Annotated in this window: 12 protein-coding genes and 1 tRNA gene; 4 read left to right on the forward strand and 9 right to left on the reverse strand. The window is 55.6% G+C overall.

Annotated features, from left to right (window positions below; translation table 11 throughout):
* Positions 1–117: 117 nt before the first annotated feature.
* The 3 genes from CA832_RS04510 to CA832_RS04520 form a co-directional block, all read right to left on the reverse strand.
* A tRNA-Asp gene (locus tag CA832_RS04510) sits at positions 118–191 on the reverse strand.
* A 134-nt stretch (positions 192–325) separates the two neighbouring features.
* Positions 326–1,255 carry a DUF58 domain-containing protein gene (locus CA832_RS04515; RefSeq protein ID WP_088340345.1) on the reverse strand — a complete coding sequence of 310 codons (930 nt, stop codon included), beginning with the start codon at positions 1,253–1,255 and terminating at the stop codon, positions 326–328.
* A 20-nt stretch (positions 1,256–1,275) separates the two neighbouring features.
* Positions 1,276–3,027 (reverse strand): S41 family peptidase, encoded by a 1,752-nt coding sequence (locus CA832_RS04520; RefSeq protein WP_088340346.1) that lies wholly within the window; start codon positions 3,025–3,027, stop codon positions 1,276–1,278.
* 165 nt (positions 3,028–3,192) lie between these two features.
* Here CA832_RS04520 and CA832_RS04525 point away from each other — a divergent pair, with 165 nt between their 5' ends.
* Complete coding sequence (locus CA832_RS04525) at positions 3,193–4,071, forward strand: winged helix-turn-helix domain-containing protein (RefSeq protein WP_088340347.1); 879 nt, start codon at positions 3,193–3,195, stop codon at positions 4,069–4,071.
* A gap of 52 nt (positions 4,072–4,123) precedes the next feature.
* On the opposite strand, the gene trxA is transcribed toward CA832_RS04525, so the two are convergent.
* The 4 genes from trxA to CA832_RS04545 all read right to left on the reverse strand — a co-directional run bounded on the left by trxA (position 4,124) and on the right by CA832_RS04545 (position 10,364).
* Complete coding sequence (trxA, locus tag CA832_RS04530; RefSeq protein ID WP_088340348.1) at positions 4,124–4,441, reverse strand: thioredoxin; 318 nt, start codon at positions 4,439–4,441, stop codon at positions 4,124–4,126.
* Between the two features lie 115 nt (positions 4,442–4,556).
* Positions 4,557–8,918, reverse strand: a complete 4,362-nt coding sequence (dnaE, locus tag CA832_RS04535; protein ID WP_088340349.1) for a DNA polymerase III subunit alpha — start codon at positions 8,916–8,918, stop codon at positions 4,557–4,559.
* Between the two features lie 145 nt (positions 8,919–9,063).
* Complete coding sequence (locus CA832_RS04540; protein ID WP_088340350.1) at positions 9,064–9,756, reverse strand: hypothetical protein; 693 nt, start codon at positions 9,754–9,756, stop codon at positions 9,064–9,066.
* Positions 9,757–9,908: 152 nt separating this feature from the next.
* Positions 9,909–10,364 carry a ferritin-like domain-containing protein gene (locus CA832_RS04545; RefSeq protein ID WP_088340351.1) on the reverse strand — a complete coding sequence of 152 codons (456 nt, stop codon included), beginning with the start codon at positions 10,362–10,364 and terminating at the stop codon, positions 9,909–9,911.
* 298 nt (positions 10,365–10,662) lie between these two features.
* On the opposite strand from CA832_RS04545, the gene CA832_RS04550 reads away from it, so the two are divergent.
* The 3 genes from CA832_RS04550 to CA832_RS04560 all read left to right on the forward strand — a co-directional run bounded on the left by CA832_RS04550 (position 10,663) and on the right by CA832_RS04560 (position 14,868).
* Positions 10,663–11,271 carry a 30S ribosomal protein S16 gene (locus CA832_RS04550; RefSeq protein ID WP_088340352.1) on the forward strand — a complete coding sequence of 203 codons (609 nt, stop codon included), beginning with the start codon at positions 10,663–10,665 and terminating at the stop codon, positions 11,269–11,271.
* Positions 11,272–11,282: 11 nt separating this feature from the next.
* Positions 11,283–11,816 carry a ribosome maturation factor RimM gene (gene rimM / locus CA832_RS04555; RefSeq protein ID WP_088340353.1) on the forward strand — a complete coding sequence of 178 codons (534 nt, stop codon included), beginning with the start codon at positions 11,283–11,285 and terminating at the stop codon, positions 11,814–11,816.
* Between the two features lie 85 nt (positions 11,817–11,901).
* Positions 11,902–14,868 (forward strand): PVC-type heme-binding CxxCH protein, encoded by a 2,967-nt coding sequence (locus CA832_RS04560; RefSeq protein WP_088340354.1) that lies wholly within the window; start codon positions 11,902–11,904, stop codon positions 14,866–14,868.
* A gap of 1 nt (position 14,869) precedes the next feature.
* Here CA832_RS04560 and CA832_RS04565 read toward each other — a convergent pair whose 3' ends face one another.
* On the reverse strand, positions 14,870–15,913 hold the full coding sequence (locus CA832_RS04565; RefSeq protein WP_088340355.1) for a sugar phosphate isomerase/epimerase family protein: 1,044 nt from the start codon (positions 15,911–15,913) through the stop codon (positions 14,870–14,872).
* Positions 15,910–18,687 (reverse strand): DUF7133 domain-containing protein, encoded by a 2,778-nt coding sequence (locus CA832_RS04570; protein ID WP_088340356.1) that lies wholly within the window; start codon positions 18,685–18,687, stop codon positions 15,910–15,912. Before CA832_RS04570 ends, CA832_RS04565 begins: the two co-directional genes overlap by 4 nt.
* Positions 18,688–18,751 lie beyond the last annotated feature (64 nt).

Raw genomic sequence — 18,751 nt, forward strand, 5'->3', positions numbered from 1 at the left:
CTTCCGCCAACTACGTTGGCGACGGATTTTTTCTTTTATCCGCGCTTTTGAGCAAGCTCAAGCGCTCCTAAAAGAAAAAACCCTCCACGCTTTCGCGTGAAGGGCTCTGCTTTACAGCGGTCTGGACGGGACTCGAACCCGCGACCCCCTGCGTGACAGGCAGGTATTCTAACCAACTGAACTACCAGACCAATATTCCAACCCGAGGGTACTAACAACAGTTAGTTTTGTGGAAATTGTCAGCGCTTTTTCTTCAAAAGCGTGGGCAAATATACGGTACTATTTCAATCCCGCAAACAAAAAACCCATTTTTAGGGGAGGGATTTCAGGCGAAGCGCTGGCGCTGTACCATAAAGCTGTTGAAGACCCGGGCAAAGGGCTCTGCAATGTCCACGCCCACGTAGGTAATACCATAGCGGGCACAGACCAGTTTGATCTCCCGCAGGTACCCCGTTACGGCCTCCCGGTAGGCCTCCCGCACTGCGTCCGGGTAAAGGTCCACGGTTTGCCCGCTTTCAACGTCTACGAATTTGCGCGGGGTATTCTCAAAGTCGAATTCCAGTTCCGAGGCCCCGTCGGTCACGTGGAAAATCACCACCTCGTGTTTGTTGTATTTCAGGTGGCGGAGGGCCTCAAAGAGCTGCTCGTCTTCTACCCGGTCCTGGAAGAGGTCCGAGAAGAGGACGACCAGGCTGCGGCGCTTGAGTTTCTCCGCAATTAAGTGCAGGTGGGTGTGCAGGTCCGTCCCGGCGGGTTTGCCCGGGTCCGAACCGATGCGGCCCAGGGCGGCCAGGAGCATCTGGTAGTGCCGTTCACTGCCCTTTTCCGGGGCATAGTAGGGGTAATGGTCGGAAAAGACGCTCAGCCCTACCGCGTCCCGTTGTTTTTTGAGCAGTTCCATCAGGGCGGCGCAGGCCAGGACGGAAAACCCCATCTTGTTGAGGCGGTCCAGGCCCTGGCTGGCAAGAGCAGGGTAGTACATGGAGGCGGAACTGTCCAGGATGAGGTGGCAGCGCAGGTTGGTCTCCTCCTCGTAGCGCTTGGTGTAAAGTTTGTCCGTGCGGGCGTAGAGCTTCCAGTCGATGTGCTTGGTGCTCTCCCCCGGGTTATAGATCTTGTGTTCGGCGAACTCGGCCGAATAGCCGTGGAAGGGGCTTTTGTGGATCCCGCTGATGTAGCCTTCCACCACCTGCCGGGCCAGCAGCTGCAGGTTCTCAAAAAGGGGGGCCTTATGGAGTTCGCCTTTCAGATCCATGTCCTAAAGATACGAAAGCATCATGGTACGAGTTCCATCGCATATTTCAGAACGGTGTCGATACCATTCAGGTAGTCATCAATATCTTGATTTATGGCGAAATCCGGAAGTATCCCACGATCGTCCGGAAGGGATTTGACCAGTACACTTGAGGCTGTGTTAGCCACATAAAATTCCAGTCGGGTGTTTTTAAGTCTCAGCAAGGTTTGGCCCGCGGTACAAAAGTGATTGGATCCCAATTCCTCTCCTACGATTATCCCTAATTTATGTTCTTTAACAAGAGCCATTACATGCCCGGTGGTAGATTTGCCGTCACCATCGATTAGGAAAAGTACCTTACCGCCAAACCGGTTTTCAATGGGTTGCACGGTTTGTGTGTCATTATCTGCCTGTGGGAAGTAAACAAAGGGCTTTTCTGTCAAATGGCGGAGCAGATAGACGCCAGCCTGGGGAGAACCGCCTCCATTACCCCTAAGATCAATAATCAGCTTTTCGGTTGTGTTCTCACGGATCTGGGCAAAGCTGGAATCCAGGAATTCTTCGAATAAATCCAGGTTATTCCAGGGATAAAAATTGAAAGAAGGAAGTGTAAGGACAGCAGTTTTCTTGGCATCCAACCAGTCAAGACAAAAGTCTTTCATACAAGTTGTATAGGGAGCGTCCATAGTGGGTGCCCCGGCGGAAGCACTTGCGGAAATAGCGATCGGTTTGGGATGGGAAGCTATCTGAATTTCGAAGTGCTCTGGAAAGTCCAGGGCGTAGGGGATTAGCACACTGGACCACCGGTTGAAACTATGCACTTTGGAAGTGGAAACATTCCCCTGGGATTGCATGTGCCTGAAAACGTCTTGTACAAGATCCGGGACAGATTCGCCGTTTATGGCAACTATTCGGTCTTTGGTTATTATACCTGCTTCAGGGGCGTCTTTCGTCAGGTACAGCTCATTTTCAATAAGACGAACTCTCAGGGGGAAGCGCCTGTCTGGCGGTAGCATTTCCGATTCCAGGAAAAAACTCCCCATCCCGGTATGGGAGCACTTGATCAGGGCGATCAATTCGCTGCAATGCCATGCAAATTCGGCAAAGGTCGTTGTCTCATCTATCAAACGTTGCTTTGCATTTAGGGTGCGTTGGAATTCTTCCAGGGTTGTAAACTTAAGCGCATGTGGATGATACTTAAGTAGTTTTTCACCGAGTTCCACAAGGTCTTCCCGATAGGCTGCGGCGCCGTATTGCATGCGGAATTTTTCACTGAGGCTTGGAAACTTGATGCCCGGGTTTTGGATTCTTGCTATCTGGTCTTCGGCATTAAAATTCTCCGGGTTTATCTTAAGGGATATGTTATAATTTTTGAGGGCGCGAAGAGAATCCCCTAGAACCAAATAAGCCTCTCCCAGGCTGTCATAGGGGTTCGAAGATTCCGGGAATACCTCCACGATCAGCTTAAAAATTTGAAGGGCTTTATCCGGCTCATCGTTCCATAGAAGGCGATAACCGTACATGGTCATTTCGTCCTCATTGTCAAAATTATATCCCATGGGATCTTCTTTTCGCAACCTCCGATATAGGGCAATCTGTTCATCGATAGAAAGGTCAGGCCTGCCCTGCAAGGTTTGGGCTATGGATTTTTTTATTGTAGGCGGTGCAAAACCAGGATCATCAGACGCATAGCCGGTAGGGATACGGTTTGTTTCTTTATCCTGCGTCAGGCAATTGAAGCATAACAGTGTGCAAAGGAGCGGCAGTAACGGGAAGCGTGGAACGTACTTCATGCGGGGAGTGTTCTGGTAGATTAAATCCTTGTGTTATTCTACAAAGGCATGTGAAATGTATTGAGACCAAAACTAGAGGAAGTAGGGATTCAAGATGTCAAAAAAGTGTCAAAAGGAAGTAAAATAAGAGTCATTTCTGGGGAAATTTCGCTTCTTTGAACCACTATGGAAATTAAGAGGACGTTCTTATTTGCTTTTCTGGCCGTTCTTACGGGCTTACTTTGGTTTATGGCTATTAAATATAGTCCCAACCGAACCGATCCAAAGATGGTAAAGGTGGCACTTAGGGAGGTCGGGCACCACATCCTGTTAGCCAACAAGGATACCACATCGAGAGTTTTGCCAGTAAGGGCAAACCCTGCCCAAACGTTTGAGTTATCATTCGAGCGCGACGTTCCTATCCACCCGGATACCTTGGTGTTTCATGTTAAATCCAGTATTGCCCGGGCCGGTTTGAGTGAGAATTATTTGGTAGAGGTGCGGGACTGCGATTCAGAGGAAGTTGTGTATAGTTATCGCATTCAGGAAGAAAAGAATCAAATTGTTGTCCCATGCGGTAGTCGGGTGCTACCTGAGTCTTGCTATCTGATAAATCTGAGCTTTATCCCCCTGCCAAGGCTGTTGTCCTGGGTAACCATATTTCCGATAGCCTTACTAGTATTTCTTGCGCTATTGATTTGGGAATTGGTATCTACAGTCCGATTTAGGAACTTGGATGTGACGGCTGGCGAGCCGAATTGTCTTACCCTCGGGAAATTCCGGTTTTACCCGGAGCAACATACCTTGGTTTATCAGGAAAGTCAGGTAAATCTGTCTCGTAAGGAGGGGGAGGTCCTGGCTATTCTGGCCGATCAGGTAAATCAGGTCGTACGCCGGGAGGAATTATCAAAAAGAGTATGGGAAGATCAAGGTGTTGTGGTAGGCCGCAGTTTGGACACTTATATTTCTAAACTTCGCAAGCACCTGAAAAAGGATCAGACCATTCAACTTACCAATGTCCATGGGGTAGGATATAAACTTGTAGATCAGAACAAGGCCAAATAAAAATCCCGGCTTTCTGCGCCGGGATTTTTAATGTATTCAGGGTAGGGAAGGCCTACATGGCCGCGTCGATGGCATCGGCGTACACCTGCTTGGGGCTCACCCCAACCTGGCGGTTTACGATTTCACCATTTTTAAACACCAGTACAGTGGGGATGTTGCGCACGCCGTACTTGGCGGCGAACTCCATATTGGCATCCACGTCTACTTTGCCTACCACGGCCTTGCCGTTGTATTCCTGGCTCAGCTCCTCGATGATCGGGCCCACCATACGGCAGGGGCCGCACCAGGCTGCCCAGAAATCGACCAGAACCGGTTTATCGCTTTTCAGTACTACCTCGTCGAAGGTAGCATCGGTTATTTCTAAAGCCATTGTAAATCAGATTTTGTTATTGTGCAAAGTTAGTCAATAAATCTGCCCGAACATTACAGCCGGGGCATTCGTTTTGGCTATCAGCCCATTGACCCAGGCTATTTGCGCCACCTGGCTAGTTGAGTTTGTAATGCACCTCCTGGGCCTTGAGGTGATCCAATAGCTCCGAGGTAATATGCACTTTCTGCTTCCTGCTGGCCAGATTTACCTTAAGGGCCTCCTCGGGCTGGTACACCACAAAACTAAGGGGGTGCTTCCCCTTGTGGGAGCGCAGCGTGTCCTTGAGGGTCTGGATCCGGCTTTCCTGCAACTGGTGGATGTCCAACTGGATGGTAAGCTTCTTGGCGTAGGTTTCCATTACATCCTGCAGCAGCATGATGTGGTTGTACTGGATGCGCGGGTCGGACTTGGCCCCGGTGTCGTGGTTGGTCCACCCTTCCCGTACAAAGACCTTCATATAGGCAAAGGCATTGATGGTGAGGAAGTGGCGGAATTTCAGGTAGTCCTCCCCGAAAATCCGGAATTCCTTGCTGTCGGTATAGTCCTCCAGGGTAAAGAGGCCCCAACCCTTGCCGTTCTTGGAAACCCGGTGTTGCACATCGGTGATGACACCTGCCAGGGAAACCTCCCGGTTGATGAGGGGCTGGAGGTCCTGCAGGTCCTGGAGGGTGGCATTGCAGAAGCACTGCATTTCGGTCTTGAAGTCGTCCAGGGGGTGCCCAGAGATATAGATGCCCACCACTTCCTTTTCCCGTTTGAGCGTTTCCAGGGTCCCCCAGGTCTCGCAGGGCGGGATTTCCGGTTCGGCGATCTGCACTTCGCTGCTGGCCCCGAAGAGGCTCACCTGGGAAGAGTTCTCGCTTTCCTGGAACCGCGCCCCAAAGCGGATGACCTTTTCCAGGAAACTCACCCCGTCATTCTCGGCGTGGAAGAACTGGGCCCGGTGGGCGTCGCCCAGGGAGTCGAAGCCCCCGGCCAGGGCCAGGTTCTCAAAAGCCTTTTTGTTGGCGGCCCTGAGGTCGATGCGTTTGGCCAGGTCGAAAATACTGCTGTACGGGCCGTCCTTTTTGCGGTTCTCCACGATGGTTTCCACGGCGGAGCGCCCCACCCCCTTGATGGCCCCCATCCCAAAGCGGATCTGGTTTTCCTTGTTTACGGCAAACTTGTAATAGGATTCGTTGACATCCGGACCAAGCACGTCCAGGCCCATGCGCCGGCATTCCTCCATAAAGAAGGTCACCTGCTTGATGTCGTTCATGTTGTTGGAAAGCACCGCCGCCATGTATTCGGCCGGGTAGTGGGCCTTCAGGTAGGCTGTCTGGTAGGCGATGTAGGCGTAGCAGGTGGAGTGGCTCTTGTTGAAGGCGTAGGAGGCAAAGGCTTCCCAGTCCTTCCAGATTTTCTCCAGTACCTCCCTGGGATGGCCGTTGCCCTCTCCCCCGTCCAGGAACTTCGGTTTGAGTTTCTGCAGCAGGGCAAAGATCTTTTTCCCCATGGCCTTCCGCAGCACGTCGGCCTCGCCCTTGGTAAAACCGGCGAGTTTCTGTGAAAGCAGCATCACCTGCTCCTGGTATACGGTAATCCCGTAAGTCTCCTTGAGGTACTCTGCCATCTCCGGCAGGTCGTAGGTGATCTCCTCCCTCCCGTGCTTGCGGGCCACGAAACTGGGGATGTATTCCATGGGCCCTGGCCGGTAGAGGGCGTTCATGGCAATAAGGTCGTCGAAGACGGTGGGCTTGAGTTCCTTGAGGTATTTCTGCATTCCCGGGGATTCGTACTGGAAAATCCCCACGGTGTCGCCCCGCTGGAAGAGTTCGTAGGTGGCCACATCGTCCAGGGGGAATTCGTCCGGGACCAGTTCGATGCCCTGGCGTGCCTTGACGATTTTCACCGTATCCTTGATCAGGGTAAGGGTCTTCAGCCCCAGGAAGTCCATTTTCAGCAGGCCGGCGCTCTCCACCACGGAGTTGTCGAACTGGGTTACGTAAAGTTCGGAATCCTTGGCCGTGGCCACGGGCACGAAGTTGGTGATGTCGTCCGGGGTAATGATCACCCCGCAGGCGTGGATGCCGGTGTTGCGCAGGGAGCCCTCCAGCACCCGGGCCATGTTGACAGTCTGGGCCTCCAGGTCATCCCCTTCCGAGATATTCAGCAGCTGGTTGACCTTGTCCAGCTCGTCCGAGCGGAACTTCTTGCGCAGGGCATCCTCCGGCTGGCCGAAGATCTTGCCCAGTTTGGACATGTTCGGGATGAGTTTGGCAATCCGGTCGGCATCGCCCAGGGGCAGGTCCAGCACCCTGGCTGTATCGCGGATGGAGGACTTGGCCGCCATGGTGCCGTAGGTGATGATCTGGGCCACCTGGTTGGCCCCGTATTTCCCGATCACGTAATCCATGACCTTGGAGCGGCCCTCGTCGTCGAAGTCGATATCGATATCGGGCATGGATACCCGGTCCGGGTTGAGGAAACGCTCAAAAAGCAGGTCGTACTTCAGGGGGTCAATGTTGGTAATCCCCAGGCAGTAGGCCACCACCGACCCGGCGGCAGAACCCCGCCCCGGGCCCACGGAGACCCCCATATTACGGGCCTCCCGGATAAAGTCCTCCACAATGAGGAAATACCCCGGGTACCCGGAGTTCCGGATCGTATCCAGCTCAAACTCGATGCGCTCGCGGATTTCTTCGGTAATTTCCCCGTAGCGTTTTTCCGCTCCCTGGTAGGTGATGTGTTTCAGGTAGGCATTTTCCCCCCTTTTGCCCCCGTCCTGTTCGTCTTCGGCCACCCGGAAGTCTTCCGGGATTTCGAATTTGGGGAGGAGTACGTCCCGCGCCAGATCATAGGGTTCTATTTTTTCGATAATCCCTTCAATGGATTGGATGCTCTCCGGGAGGTCGCTGAAGAGTTCCTTCATCTCCTCGGGGGACTTGAAGTAGTATTCCTGGTTGGGCAGCCCGAACCGGTAGCCCCGCCCCCGCCCGATAGGGGTGGCCTGTTTTTCCCCTTCCTTCACACAGAGGAGGATGTCGTGGGCCTCGGCTTCCTGCTTTTCGCAGTAGTAGGTGTTGTTGGTGGCCACCAGGGGTACCCCGTGTTTCCGGGCCAGGGCCACCAGGGTCTGGTTGGCCCGGTCCTCGTCTTCCTGCCCGTGCCGCATGAGCTCCACATAGAGGTCGTCCCCGAAGCGCTCCTTCCACCAGAGCAGGGCTTCCTCGGCCTGTTTTTCCCCTTGGTTGAGCACCTTGGAGGGCACTTCCCCATAGAGGTTTCCGGTAAGTACAATGACATCCTTGCCATATTGTTCCACTACTTCCCGGTCTATGCGGGGGACATAATAGAAACCTTCGGTATAGGCAATAGAGGACATCTTGGCCAGGTTGTGGTAGCCCTGTTTGTTCTTTGCCAGCATTACAATCTGGTACCCGTAGTCCTTAACGGATTTGTTGTGCCGGTCCTCGCAGACAAAGAATTCGCAACCCAGAATGGGGATGAGGTCTTCCTTGCCCGCCGCCCGGTCTTCTTCGGTGAGGGAGGCATTATGCGTCCGCACCTCCCGGACAAAGTGGAAGGCGCCCATCATGTTGGCGTGGTCGGTAAGGGCAACGGCCGGCATATTGTGCCGGGCTGCCGCAGCTACCAGGTCTTTGATCCGGATGGTCGATTGCAGTACCGAGAACTGGCTGTGGTTGTGCAGGTGGGCAAAGGGCACCTCCGCCAGGGCCTTCTCGTTTTCCCTGAGTTCCTCCCGGCTCAGGTCCGGGGTGTCTTCCGCAGCCCGTGCCACGAGTTTCTGGGAGGCCTTCTTCAGGTTGAGGTGCTTGAGGCCTATAGGAGCGATGGGCCCCGGATTGGCGGCCTCGAATTCCTTGAAATATTCCGGATCTACCCCGAGTTGTGCAGCCGAATAATTGCGGGTGCGGAGCAGTTCCAGGAAACACCGGGTGGTGGCCTCCACGTCTGCCGTGGCATTGTGGGCCTCTTCAAACGGTTCCCCGAAAAGGTGCTGGTGGAGTTCGGTGAGGGTGGGGAGCTTGAATTTGCCGCCCCGTCCGCCCGGGATCTGGCAGAGCTCGGCCGTGTCTTCCGTACAGGTGTCCAGCACCGGCAGGTGTTCAACCGGGTTGGCCTTCCCGGCCCGGAGGAATTCCGCCCCCATGATATTGATGTCGAAGCCCACATTCTGGCCCACGAGGAAGCGGGTCTTGCCCATGGCGGCTTCGAAGGCCTCCAGGACTTCCCCCAGAGGTAGGCCGCGCTCCCGGGCCAATTCGGTGGAAATCCCGTGAATCTGTTCGGCGTCGTAAGGGATGTTGAACCCCTCGGGTTGCACCAGGGCGTCGTACTGCTCCAGCAGGGAGCCGTCGGCCGCGTGGAGTTGCCAGGCGATCTGCACACAGCGGGGCCAGTTGTCGGTATCGCTAACGGGCGCATCCCAGCGTTTGGGCAGTCCGGTGGTTTCCGTGTCGAAGATCAGGTACATGGGCTGAGGCGGCATTTGAAGGGATTAAAAATATGCAAATGCCCCCACGGATAAAAGCCGATTTTTTAGGAGTTATCAACGGGAGAAAAAAGGGCACTCTGGATTACCATACAAAGCAGGAAATCAGGTAGCCTGCACTTAGTTTCTAATCTGCAGGGCGGTTACTAAGCACTACTTCAGCAGCCAAGTGCTTGTATCTGTGCTTAAAACGTTTAATCTCCCCTTGAAATGGGTTTATCTGGGACCAAGCCTTGTTTTTAAGTACCCAGCTGTGATTGGCACTGTCCAGTACCATAAATCCTATTTCAGGTTCGAATGTATTAAAGATCAGCGTCTCATTTGCTTTGCTTAAGGACCATTCTATGCCAACAAAAAAACCTTTTTCAGGGAAACGGATATGCCTCTTGCCCAAAGATACTTCGGTCCATCTGTGACCTTTCCTGGCAATTCCTGTAAGCTCCTCATCGAGCATGGCCTTACCCGGTTTGCCCTGCCTATTGGCTTCGTAGAGCTGCACCCGGAAGTAAGCCGTTTCTTGTCGGGTTCTGGTAATAAACCGTATGGAGGCTATAAAGGGCGTTGTAGCATAAGTGTCCTTATGCGGAAAAAACCGGGCGAATTGCAGGGTGTAAGGTTGGGCGAATCCCGGAAGGAAATGGTCTACTTTACCACGCAGGACCCTTCCTGCTACTCGGTTTTTGTTTTTCCCTTTAATCTGGGATACAACTACCTCGCTTAAAAATATCGTATCTCGGTGAGGAAACGGTTTTTCTGCTATTTGGCTCCTGATCAATGCCGGATTCAGGACCAAGAATACAATTGCCCATTTAAAAATCATAACGGTATCTTTTGGAAAGATGGGTCCAACTGGATCTGTCGAGCGATTTCACCCTTTCAAGATTACTGCAAAAAGTACCATGTACAACAATTCAGCGTAAAAAACCCGGCTCAGGGCCGGGTTTTTCCAATGGTTTGTGTTTATGCGGGGCCTTATGAGGCCAGGGTTTCATACATCCGGGCCGTGTTCAGGGAAGCCTGGATACTGTCCCGCTGGCGCTCGAGCATTTTCTTCGTGCTCGGGGGCAGGGTCATGTCGGTATTTGTGAGGATCTCATTATAGTTTTCCAGGCTGGCTTTTTCGCCACGCTCCACTTCTTCCAGGATGCGTTCGGTTTGGTTGGTACTCAGGGCACCGCTGAGCTTCATCCAGCTGCGGTGCAGGTCGCCTTTCAGGCTCCCGTCCTTTTCGGGCAACTTCCCGAATTCCCGGATTTCGCTTTTGAGTTCGTGGCCAAAGGCATTGCGCTGTTTTACTTTATCCCTTAAAAAGGCTTTCACTTCCGGAGCATCCACTTTTTCGGATGCCACAGAAAAGCCTTTTTCGGCATCGATGGTTTTGGTTAAGAGGTCGTTGAGTTGGTTTGAAATTTTTTCAGAATACGTCATTTATCTTACGTCATTTTTTAGCGGTTATGCGGTTGCCGGCTTTCGACAACGCATCTATAGTATAAGAAATAAAATATTGAAAATCAAGTAATTAAGTCATTTTAGTATTGCTTTAACAGGTTGGGCGGCCAAATGGGAGGCCCACTTGGCTCATTTTTAAGCCCTTCAGGTGTGGCAGATCTTGAAAAGAACTGTATATTTGCACCCGCTTTCATCGTAAAGCCACGGCTGAACAACGGGCCTGACGTTGTACAAGAATTAATAACCGGGGTCGGGCACCCCAAAAATTTAATGTGATATGCCAGTTAGAATCAGACTTCAAAGACACGGTAAAAAAGGAAAACCCTTTTACTGGATTGTAGCCGCAGACGGTCGTGCCAAGCGCGATGGCCGCTTCCTCGAGAAACTCGGGATCTACAACCCCAATACCAACCCTGCCACTATCGAGCTCAACCTCGACCAGTCCGTAAAGTGGCTGGAAAACGGGGCGCAGCCTTCTGAGACCGCACGCCGCATCCTCTCCTACAAAGGAGCCCTGATGAAGCACCACCTCAACGGCGGTGTTCGCAAAGGCGCCTTCAGCGAGGAGGAAGCCGAGAAGAAATTCCAGGCCTGGCTGGAAGAGAAAGGCCAGAAAATCTCCGCTAAAGAGGAAGATATCGCCAAGGCTAAGGAAGAAGCCAAAGCCAAAGCCCTGGAGGCCGAGAAGGAGGTCAACGAGAGCCGTGTGAAAGCCGCTGCTGCCGAAGCGGAAGAAGCCGCTGCAGAAGCTGCTGCCGAGGAGGCCGAAGTACCTGCCGAAGCCGAAGCACCTGCCGAAGCCGAAGCCGCTGCCGAGCAACCGGAAGCTGCTGCCGAAGAGGCCGCCGAAGCTACCGAAGAAGCTGCCAGCAGCGAAGAAGAGTAAACCCAACGTACATGCGCAAGGAAGACTGTTTTTACCTCGGTAAGATTGTCTCCCGCCACGGATATAAAGGAGACCTGCTCGCCAAGTTAGATACAGACGAGCCGGAATCATACGAAAATCTGGAATCAGTGATGCTTGCCCTGGGCAACCACCTGGTTCCTTTTTTTGTGCGCCAGAGCCGCCTGCATAAATCGGCCCTGCTGCGCCTTTCCTTTGAGGATGTGGAGGGAGAAGCCGCCGCCACGGAGCTCATTGGGGCGGAACTCTACCTGCCACTGGACCAGCTGCCCCCCCTGGAAGGCAACCGGTTTTACTACCACGAGGTCATCGGCTTCCGCCTGCAGGACGAAACCCATGGCGACGCCGGGGAAATCCGTTCCATAAACGACCATGCCGCCCAGGCCCTGTTTGTGGCGGAAAAGGACGGGAAGGAAGTCCTGGTGCCCATAAGCGACGAACTCATCCTGAAGGTAGACCGAGAGGCCCGGGAGATCCACGTCCGCACCCCGGAAGGCCTTTTAGACCTCTATCTGGGGGAGGGTTAACAAGGCGTCCTCCTGAGACTTAGGGATTTGCATCTGTTTTGTATCTTTTGCGGGTTGGCTGTAAGGCCTTAAACCCTGAAAAGTTATGCGTCATTCATGTTTCATCGGGCTGCTGGCGATAGTCCTATTTCTTGGTTCCTGTTCGCAAACGAAGGATTATGTTCCTCCGGGTTTTGAATTGCACCCGGATTTCCAGATGGCACTCGCGGCCTCTGAACCTTTAGTGTTCGATCCCGTGGAGATGCATTTCGACCGGTATGGCGTGGCCTATGTCCTGGAGATGCCGGGGTACCCGCTTCGGGATGAGGAGAGCCGATTGGTGCGCCTCACGGATTCGGATGGCGATGGGGTTTTCGACCAAAGGGCGGTCTTTAGTGAAGGCCTGGGGGTGGCGTCCTCCTTTATGCCTTACCGCGATGGGTTCCTGGTGGCCAGCCCCCCGGAGCTCCTGTGGATTGCAGACCGCGATGCCGATGGGGTTTCCGACTACAGGGAAGTGATCCTGGAAGGCTTTAGCAACGAAAACCTCCAGCATAATTTCAATGGTCTCACCTACGGCCTGGACAACTGGATTTACATGGCCAACGGGGGGAATTCCGGCACCCCTTTCTTCCCCGGGCGACCGGAAACCCAGGTGCCCCTCAGGGGGGGCGACGTGCGTCTGCACGCCAGCCTGGATAGCCTGCAACGAGTTGGGGAATCCTCCGGGGGGTATAAATTGACCTTCGACCCGTGGGGTCACCTGTTTCAGACGCATAACCTCGAGCACAACCTGCACCTGGTATTTGAAGACCGTTACCTGGAGCGCGTCCCCGGAAAACCGGACCATGCCCTGGTGAATATTTCGGACCACGACCGGGACGGGCTCTCGCGTATTTACCCCATAGGTGAACAACAGACTAGGGTGAACCACCCGGAGCAATCCGGCTATTTTTCGGGTTCCTGTGGGATTACCTATTACGGTGGCGGCCGTTTCCCCGGCGAATTTAACCACGGCCTTTTTGTGGCCGATGTTGTCCTGAACCTGGTTCATTTCGACGCCCTTCGCGATTCGGCTTCCGCATTTGCTACCAGCCGCTATGGCCAGGGGACCGAGTTCCTGGCCAGTGCAGACCGTGCCTTCCGCCCCGTCAATTTCACCGTGGGCCCCGACGGGTCCCTGTATGTGCTGGATATGCACCGGGAAGTCATAGAGCACCCGGAGTGGATCCCGGATGAAATAGAAAAGGATCTGGATCTGAAAGCCGGGAGGGACCAGGGCCGAATTTATCGCATATGGCCCAGGGAATGGAATCCCGATCCTTCCTGGGAATTGCAATCTCCTGAGGGATTACTCGCTGCCCTAGCGCATCCGAACCAATGGGTGCGTACTACAGCCCAAAGGCTCCTGGTGACAGAAACAAATCCCCTGCCAACGGCTCAGCTGGAAGCCCTTTTGCTTAAATCGGAGAATCCCTTGGCCCGGTTGCATGCTATGTGGGTGTTGGAAGGAGTCGGGAAACTAACCGATGCCAGGCTTCTGGCCGCTCTAACGGATCCTGTGGCGGCGATCCGGGAGAATGCCCTGAAGGTTGCTGAGCCCCGTTTGGATTCCCGGGATGGACTCCTGCAAGCCGTACTGGTATGTATTTCGGATCAGAACCCCCGTGTCCGGTTGCAGGCGCTTTTGACCCTTCAGGGATTGGAATCCGGAATCGGCGAATCCCGTACAGAAGGCTTGCTCGATACCATTGGCGCGGTCCTGGACCGACCCGATACCGACCTCTGGATCCGCCGGGCTGCCACCGCGGCTTTGATGCCCGAAGCGGGAACCTTCCTAGGTAGCAACCTGGAAAAATGGGGGGGCTCGGACCCTTGGAAGCTAACCCTAAGGGACCTTGCCGAAGCATTTGGCAGGACGGCCCGCGAAGCTGAAGTTGCCCACCTGGTTGCGGTCCTGAAAGAGGAAGGGCATACCGGGGCTGCAGGGGAGATCCTCGATGCCGTTTCCCGCGGCTGGGCTTCCGCAGGCCGGCCGGATCCTGCCCTGGCAAGCCCGGAGCGCGGGCAGATGGCCCGGGACCTCAAAAGCCTTGAGCCTGGCATGTCGCGCCGTGATATGATGGCAACAGCACACTTCAGGGAGGTTATGGGGCTACCTCCTTCCGAGACGTTCCGGGAAATGCTGGCCCTTTCGCTCCAAAAGGCACAGGACGCCAGCTTATCCGCTGAGGAGCGCGTTGGCTGGCTGGAACTTGGCGCCCGGACACCCTTAGAGGTTCGGTTGCCGCTTCTGGGGGGCTTCCTGGATAGCAGGGTCCCCGTGGGCTTGCAGCGGGGCGCCTTGCAACAACTCTGGGATTCGCAGGACCCTCGCGTTCCCGAGTTGCTGCTGGCCACCTGGGAAAACCTGGGCCCGGAGGCCCGTAAACACGCTACGGATATCCTGCTCTACCGCCCGGCCTACCACCCGGACTTGCTTACGGCAATGGAATCCGGGAGGGTGCGTCTCGGGGAATTCAACCTGGACCTGGAGCGACGGCGTGTGTTGTTGTTTTCGGACGATGAGGAAATTAAAAATCGGGCAGAAAGCCTCTTTTCCGATGCCGGGGTGGTACAGCGTGCCCAGGTGGTAAAGGCCTACCGCCCGGCCCTGGAACTGCCCGGGGACGCGAAGGCTGGCAGCGGCCTGTACCAGGCCCGTTGTGCGTCCTGCCATAAGATAGGTGCCGTAGGCGTTTCGGTGGGCCCTGCCCTGACCGAAATAGGGCGGAAAAGCCGGGAAACCCTGCTTCACGATATCCTGGACCCGAACGCGGCTGCAGATGTGGCCTATTTAGCTCACACGGTCGTCGATGCCTCCGGGGCCCTGCACACAGGGGTAGTACTACGGGAAACCGACGCCTCGATCACCCTTCAGCTCATGGGAGGGGAGGAACGGGAATTTCCCAAAAACAGCATCCAAAAGTTCAGCAGTTCCGGGCTTTCCCTCATGCCGGAAGGGCTGGAACAGGGGCTTAACCCCCAGGACATGGCCCATTTGCTGGCCTACCTGCAAGCCCCTAAGGAATAAATCAACCCAGGGCCTCCCTGCAAAAATCCAGACATTTCCGCACCTCGGCCACCGCATTGGAGCCCTCGGGGATCTGGTATTCCAGCTCTATTGTGGCCGGGAATTCATAGCGGTTGTCACGCATGAGTCTCAGGGCATCCCCCATGGGGGTATCCCCTGTGCCCCAGGCCACATTCCCCTTGCCGTTGGCCGGGGTCTGCCGGTCCTTCATGTGCATACTTTTAATCCGGTAATATTTGTCCCGGATGATGTCCAAGGGTTTGCTGTTCCCCGCCGCTACGTAATGGCCGAGGTCCAGGTTGAGGGCATTGAAAGTAGACTGTTTCAAAGCGGTGTCCCAGAAGGTGGGGGTTTGCTGTTCGTGCCCGTGGTATCCGATAAAAATACCGTGGTTGGCACCCATCCAGCCCAGTTTTTCCGTGTGGGCGTCATCGTCCGGGTGCTCCAGGGTCACATGGGTGGCCCCTAAAGCCTTGGCTGCCCGGATGCCCCAGTCGATTTCCACATTGGAGTTGTCCTGGCCAAAGGCCCTGGGTTTAAAAGCGTAGATGGAAACCCCGGCATCGGCATACATCCTGCGGAGTTTCTCAAAGGGCTCCATAGAGGTTTTGCCCCTCCAGGCGGCCACCTGTTTGTTGTAGTCCTCGGCCTGGGCCCGCAAATCCGCCAGCTCTTTGGCCTGGTCTGCGGTAAGGGCCCCGTCCCGCTTGGCACGCATCAGCCCGAAGAGGGTGCGGCGGTCTACCGGGTTTGCCGGCTTGCCCGCAAAGGATTCCGCGGGGTCGCCCATCAGTTCGATGGCATTGATGCCGCAGTCCTTCACGTATTGCAGGGTGGCCTCCGCACTTTGGTCTTCCATGCTGCGGAAGGAATAGGTGATGACCCCAATTTGTACCCCGTTTATAAGGGAATAGGCCCTGCGTGGGTATTTCAGGATGGCAGGGCCGGCAAAGAGGCCGGAGGGTTTCAGGGCCAGGCCTGTGGCCGCCAGGGCAGCCGTCCCGAGGAATTTCCGCCTCCCGGGGCGTTGGTGTTTGGTACTCATGGGTTCTTGGTATTAGGGTTGTTCGATAAGGGTGTTTCCCCGGGTTGCCCGTAAAGCTTCAGTTGACGGATAGACCAGGGGATACCGGCCATATCGGCCGGTATTTCTTCCAGGGTCAGGCGCAGGAACCGGACCGTTTCAGGGGAGAATTTAAAGCCCACCTGCTGAGTTTGCGGGTAGGTTTCAAGCAGGGGTTCCCATCGGGTTCCGTCTGCGGAACCGGAAACCACAAGGCCTCTGGGATAGGCCGGGGGTTTCTCGGAAGCCTGCCAGGGCAGGCCATTGGCAGGGGCGTTGAAGTGGACCTCGGAAATGGAAACCGGCTGGCCGAAACCTACCTGGAACCACATCCCGTTTTCCTGATCCTTGCCGGTAGTCCAGCCTTCGTGCGAAAAGGCAGCCCTGGGGTTGGCGGAGCCACCGATGATAACCGGACCGGAGTGACTGGCCGTAACCTCCCAGGAGTCCTGGGGTTCCAGGATGCGGGGAACGGATGTGGTCAGGCCTTCGAACGAATACGGTCCGGACTGTCCGCTGGTTTCGGCACGGATTTCGGCCACATCGGCTTCGGGTACCATGCTGGCACCATTGCCCAGGCCCATGCGGATGTAAGAGGCGATATCGGCAATCCATTGGTCGGTCTGCCCGGCATTGCCCACCATGATGCCCCCGGCGTAATTCTGGCCCTGCAGCGGGCCTTCCATGCCGTGTAAAATGGTTTTGACCGTGTAGTCCGGGTGCCCCTGGATCCGTAGGGAAGCGGCCAGTACCGGCGCCATATAGGTCCCGTTCCCCGCCGGCTGGCCATTGCCCCCGGGGCCGTGACACTGCACGCAAAGCTCGTTGTAGATCGCCTTTCCACGCATCAGGGATTCCTTTTCGGCATCGGTAAGGGGGAACGGATAGGAGTCCTCCCTTTGGTTTTTGACCCCTTCCAGCATCTGGGACCCTACCAATTGTATCCCCCGTTCGCTGCGTTGCCCCAGGGTTTCGGCCACCGCCTCCTGCCAGCCCGGGGCTTCCATCCAGCCCAGGCTCAGAAGGGCCTGCATGGCCACCTCGCCGTTGGGGTCTTCCAGGGCCTTGAGGTAGGGTTCCATAAGCGGGTTCTGGCCTTTTGGATACAGTCGCTCTCCTGCCCTGAGGGCCTGGATACGCATGCGGGGGCTCGGGTCTGATGCCAGGGTCCGCACGGCCTCGGGGGTCAAACGACCCAATCCTTCCAGGCACCACAAGGCGTGGATGCGCGCCTGCAGGGTAGCTCCCCCAAAGGCGATTTTTTCCAGGTCAGGCGCCAGGGAGGCCTCCCCGGAGAGGACAATAAGCTGCTGGGCCTTGTCGCGCCACCAGCCGTTCGGGTGCCCCAGGTAGGCCAGAAGCTCAGCCGGGGATTGGTCCAGCATTCTGGGTTTGGTCTGGTCCCGTGGGAAATCCTGGTGGGACAGGCGCCAGATCCGGCCCAGCCCAATGACCTTATCCAGTTGGTACTGTTCTATTTTGGTGCGGAGGTAGGTCCCCTTCTGGGCCCATTCCCCTTCCTGTATAATCCCGTGGTACATATCCGTTACGTACAGGGTGCCATCCGGGGCCGTGGTCAGGTCTACCGGCCGGAAAAGCGGGTCTGCAGACCGCAGGAATTCCGATTGGGCTTCCTGGTAGGGGTTGTGCAGGCGGGTGAGGCCTTCGCTCATCTCCGGGTTGGCCTGCCGGACAATGCGTGCCACGGGTTCGCCGTAGAAGAGTTTCCCGTAGAGTTCCTTCGGGAGGCGGTCTCCCCTGAAAATATCATTGCCGGCCGAGCCGGTTACCCGGTTGAGTGCCCCCCCGGGCTGACGGACCTCGTCCATCCCCCCTTGAACATCGGCAATACCTATGGGTGCCCCCCAGGGGACTTCAAAACCATCTGCAAACTGGTCTTCCACCTCAAAATTCCCATAGTGTATGGGGAATTGGAAATAGGAGGGGAGCCCGCTGGCCCCGCCCAGGAACCACAGCTTACCGTCGTCGTCGTGGGTAATCCCCCACTGGGCCCGGTTGTAGCCGGTGGGTTCGCGGATAACCCCTGCGGGGGTTTCCCGTACCCGGAAGGCATTGACCGTGCTGTAGAGCCAGTTGTCCATCCCGTAATAGAGGAAAGCCTGCTGGTGTTCCACATTCCCGAAGCGCCCGAAGCGCGTGGTAAACAGTTCTTTTTTATCGGCCCGCCCATCACCATCTGTATCCGTATACCGGTATACATTGTCTTGGTTGGTTTCCATAGCCAAAATGCAGTCCTTGCCATAGGGGAGTACAAACCTGGGGAAGACCAGGCTGTCCAGGAAGACGCCCCCGGTTTCATAGGTGCCGTCCCCGTCGGTATCTTCCCAGCGGGAAATCCGGCTGACCGGGTCCAGGGTACCGTCGGAATCGGCTGTGAGCATATAGGTGCGCAGCTCCAGGACATACATGCGCCCGTTGCCGTCGAAGGCAATGGCTCCCGGCTGCTCTATTTGGGGTTCCGTCAGGACGGGTTCTATCCGGTAACCTTCCTGCAACAAGAACTTGCTGGCCGAGGCCTCCGGGTATAGAGGGGCAACCGGGGCTTTGGGCTCCAGGTCTATGCCCGCCCAGTTCTCGTGTTCCGGGTCTGCACCTTCGGGCAGTGCCGGGATCGGCAGGGAATCCGAAAAACTGCCGATTACGCGGTCTACCGGGTGGGGCTGGGGGTCCCGGCAGGCTGCTGCCAGCAGGAAAACGGCCAGGATCCGGCCTGTTACCTTCAAAGTTGGGAACATAGGGTGGTCTTTTGCAGGTTATTTCCCGGAAGGGGAGGAATACCCTGAAGACAGAAATTTAATT

This window comes from Robiginitalea sediminis (assembly GCF_002198115.1).
Lineage (GTDB): Bacteria > Bacteroidota > Bacteroidia > Flavobacteriales > Flavobacteriaceae > Robiginitalea > Robiginitalea sediminis.

Bases quoted from the DNA above. Each gene is read 5' to 3' on its own strand.
- CA832_RS04550 (WP_088340352.1), top strand. From the start codon at position 10,663: ATGCCAGTTAGAATCAGACTTCAAAGACACGGTAAAAAAGGAAAACCC.
- CA832_RS04520 (WP_088340346.1), bottom strand. From the start codon at position 3,027: ATGAAGTACGTTCCACGCTTCCCGTTACTGCCGCTCCTTTGCACACTG.
- CA832_RS04545 (WP_088340351.1), bottom strand. From the start codon at position 10,364: ATGACGTATTCTGAAAAAATTTCAAACCAACTCAACGACCTCTTAACC.
- CA832_RS04565 (WP_088340355.1), bottom strand. From the start codon at position 15,913: ATGAGTACCAAACACCAACGCCCCGGGAGGCGGAAATTCCTCGGGACG.
- dnaE (WP_088340349.1), bottom strand. From the start codon at position 8,918: ATGTACCTGATCTTCGACACGGAAACCACCGGACTGCCCAAACGCTGG.
- CA832_RS04515 (WP_088340345.1), bottom strand. From the start codon at position 1,255: ATGGATCTGAAAGGCGAACTCCATAAGGCCCCCCTTTTTGAGAACCTG.
- CA832_RS04525 (WP_088340347.1), top strand. From the start codon at position 3,193: ATGGAAATTAAGAGGACGTTCTTATTTGCTTTTCTGGCCGTTCTTACG.
- trxA (WP_088340348.1), bottom strand. From the start codon at position 4,441: ATGGCTTTAGAAATAACCGATGCTACCTTCGACGAGGTAGTACTGAAA.
- CA832_RS04540 (WP_088340350.1), bottom strand. From the start codon at position 9,756: ATGATTTTTAAATGGGCAATTGTATTCTTGGTCCTGAATCCGGCATTG.
- rimM (WP_088340353.1), top strand. From the start codon at position 11,283: ATGCGCAAGGAAGACTGTTTTTACCTCGGTAAGATTGTCTCCCGCCAC.
- CA832_RS04570 (WP_088340356.1), bottom strand. From the start codon at position 18,687: ATGTTCCCAACTTTGAAGGTAACAGGCCGGATCCTGGCCGTTTTCCTG.
- CA832_RS04560 (WP_088340354.1), top strand. From the start codon at position 11,902: ATGCGTCATTCATGTTTCATCGGGCTGCTGGCGATAGTCCTATTTCTT.